The organism is Rhizobacter sp. P2_H2 (genome assembly GCF_056403375.1).
In genome coordinates, this window is the sequence record NZ_JBFUFP010000742.1 from 1 (window position 1) to 2765 (window position 2765).

At 62.3% G+C, this 2765-nt stretch carries 4 protein-coding genes; all 4 read right to left on the bottom strand.

All coding sequences use genetic code 11. The annotated features are described in order from the left end of the window. Positions 1 to 385: 385 nt before the first annotated feature. Positions 386 to 700: a hypothetical protein gene (locus tag AC1D15_RS25585; RefSeq protein WP_477828202.1), complete on the bottom strand. Its 315-nt coding sequence runs from the start codon at positions 698 to 700 to the stop codon at positions 386 to 388. After that, the gene (locus AC1D15_RS25590) at positions 688 to 1296 is read right to left on the bottom strand and encodes a prolyl hydroxylase family protein (protein WP_477828203.1); all 609 of its coding nucleotides are present in this window, start codon (positions 1294 to 1296) and stop codon (positions 688 to 690) included. Before AC1D15_RS25590 ends, AC1D15_RS25585 begins: the two co-directional genes overlap by 13 nt. A gap of 178 nt (positions 1297 to 1474) precedes the next feature. Continuing rightward, entirely contained in the window at positions 1475 to 1804 is a 330-nt protein-coding gene (locus tag AC1D15_RS25595; protein ID WP_156154632.1) for a hypothetical protein, read from the bottom strand. A 140-nt stretch (positions 1805 to 1944) separates the two neighbouring features. Continuing rightward, the coding region (locus AC1D15_RS25600; RefSeq protein ID WP_477828204.1) for an ATP-binding cassette domain-containing protein at positions 1945 to 2765 on the bottom strand (821 nt) is incomplete at its 5' end.

The following is a 2765-nucleotide window of genomic DNA, read 5'->3' on the forward strand; positions in this document are numbered from 1 at the left end:
TCATTAGGCAACAAAGAAAAATTACTATCACCTTCGCCGACAACGACGGGAAATGATTCCGATTACCAGATGGCAACCAGAATATGCTCACGAGCAAAAGGATGGTGGCCCAGAGTAGCGTGAAAGTGGAAAAAACCTCTACAAAAGCGGGGTCAAATGATCTCTGCGCCGCCTGCATAACTCCACTCATAGAACTTACTATTGCAAGGGACACTGCTCTGAGAGGCCCGAGAGACTCGCCGCTCGGCAAAATTATTCCGACGACCCCAGCCCCGATCCAATAGGCGATCATCAAAGAGATCGCGCGCTTATCTCGAAGGCGATCCACTGCATTTGGTTGTCCGTGAACGATTAGTTTTAGTTTCATACTTTTCACCATGTTTCTTCAGATGGATCGATCTCTTAAATTTATGATGAGTGACAGCTCTGCCATTGCGGCGGGACCTCGGCCCATGTGGGCATGGTGCTGAACGCAGTCCAGGTCGACGACGATCAGGTCGCCACATCGATACAGCGTCCACGTTGAACAGCYCGCCATTTCCTCCCGCCCTCGTGCGACGACGCGCAGGTAGAGGTCGCGATCTCGATCAATGGTCCAGTCGTGCGCATGTGTCCCTCCGACGATGAAGGTCTCATTGATGGATTCGAGGTCGTACCTTTCCGCGTCCGCGCTTGCGATGTACTCATTCACGAAGGCCATGATGAACTCCCGTCGTAGAACACATCCGACCGCAGCACGTACTTGGCCCCTTCCGTGACCGCCGCCCCCTCATGCCACGTGTCGTGAACGAAGAGCAGCCCGCTTCCCTGCCGCGGCACCACCTTGAACTCCCGGAAGTCCGTTTCCCCACCGTCGAAGCCGTGATTCAGGTAGACCAGCAGCGTCAGCCTGCTGGTCATCCCGCCCTCGGTCCACGGCCCGTCCTTGTGCATCTTGAAGCGCTGCCCGGGCGAGTACTTGTAGAAGCGCAGTTCCTTCGGCAAACCCGCGGCAGCTTCGCCGTCCAGGTGCGGTAGCGGCAACGCCGCCAACCGCTCCCACAACAACGCAATCCACGACGGCGCCTCGAACTGCGCACGCTCGTTGTTCCGCACATTGCGCATCAACTGCGGGCCCGCCACCGTCCGCACCGATGCCGCGTCGAACCCGCGCCGCTCCGCCAGGTCGATCAGCGCTGCGCATTCGTCGGCCGACAGCAGGCCCGGCACCGAGAACACGCGCTCCGAATGGGGCACCCATTGCTGCGGTGATGCGGGCGCACCCGCAGGCGTGTCACTGATCGCGAGACTCGACATGTCTTCTTCCTTCTCCCCCTTGACCGCTGCAGTCTAGTCACGTCGCGCCGCAAATCCCGGAACTGCGCGCACCCCCTGATGGGGGACATCTACAAGCCAGATGGCGCTATGAGCACTCTGTATGGAACGAGTCCGCGCGCGGACGCGCTACTGCAAGCCGCGCGTCCGGCCTGGCGACCTACTCCACTTCACCGTCCACCAGCGCTTGCAGGCAGAAGCTGATATCGCACAGGCCGCATTCGCAGCGCACCTCCAGCACCGGCAGCGCCCCTGGCACGCCAGTCGCACATTCACTCACCGTCACCAACCCAGCGCACGCAGGGCATCGCCGCTCCGCCTTGCCCGTCTCGAAACCGTACGAGCGGACCGCATCCAGCGCGGTGCCCTTCGCCTGCAGGAACAATGCATCCGCTCGCCGTTCAATCCAGCGCTCGCACGCCACCTTCACCACCACAACCACAAGCCCCACCAGCGACATCACTGCCGCAACACTCAGCCAATCGTTCATTTGCCGTCCTTTGCCAACACCGGGTTGCACTGCCAGGTGGTGTTGATCGGATCAGCATAGAAATCAACTGTGCAGGACATATGCACGTGTGGCTCTTGACCCGCACGATTCTCCCTCGGGGAAACCCCAGCAGCCGCATCTCAGGCCTCTGCAGCCAGGTCCGCCGGCGTTGCCGGCACCGCCTGCAACTGGTGCCCGCCCTCCCGATGCAGCTGCACCACCGCATCGATCTTCAGAACCTTGGGCAGGTTGTGCGTGATGAACAGCATCGTCACGCGGCCCTTCAACCCGTTGATGGTCTTCGCGAAGCTCTCGGCCGTGTCGTGGTCGAGCGCCGATGTCGCCTCGTCGAAGATCAAGACCTTCGGGCCCTTCAGCAGTGCACGGGCGATCGCCAGGCGCTGCTTCTGCCCACCCGACAGGCCGCTGCCGCGCTCGCCGATCTCGGTCTGGTAACCCTGCGGCAGCGCCTCGATCGTCGTGTGGATGCCTGCCATCTTCGCGGCCTGCACCACCTGGTCGAAGCTGGCTGCCGGGTTGCCCGCGCGCAGGTTGTCGAAGATGCTGCCGCTGAACAGCACCGTCTCCTGCGGCACCACGCCGAAGTGCGCGCGCAGCTCGTTGGCGGCCATGTGGCGGATGTCGACGTCGTCGATGCGGATCTGCCCCTGGCTCGGCTGGTAGAAGCCCATCAGCAGCTTCGCGAACGTGCTCTTGCCCGTGCCCGACGGGCCCATGATCGCCACCGTCTGCCCCGGCTGGATGCTCAGGCTCAGGTCCTGGTAGAGCATCGGCAGGTCATCGGCATAGCGGAAGCCGAGGTTGCGCACCTCGATGCGGCCGGCACCACCCGTCTGCCGCTGCGGCGTGATCGAGTACGGCTCGGCCGGCGCGTTCATCACGTCGCCCAGCCGCTGCACGCTCAGCGAGGCCTGCTGGAACTGGCTCCACAGGCCAACGA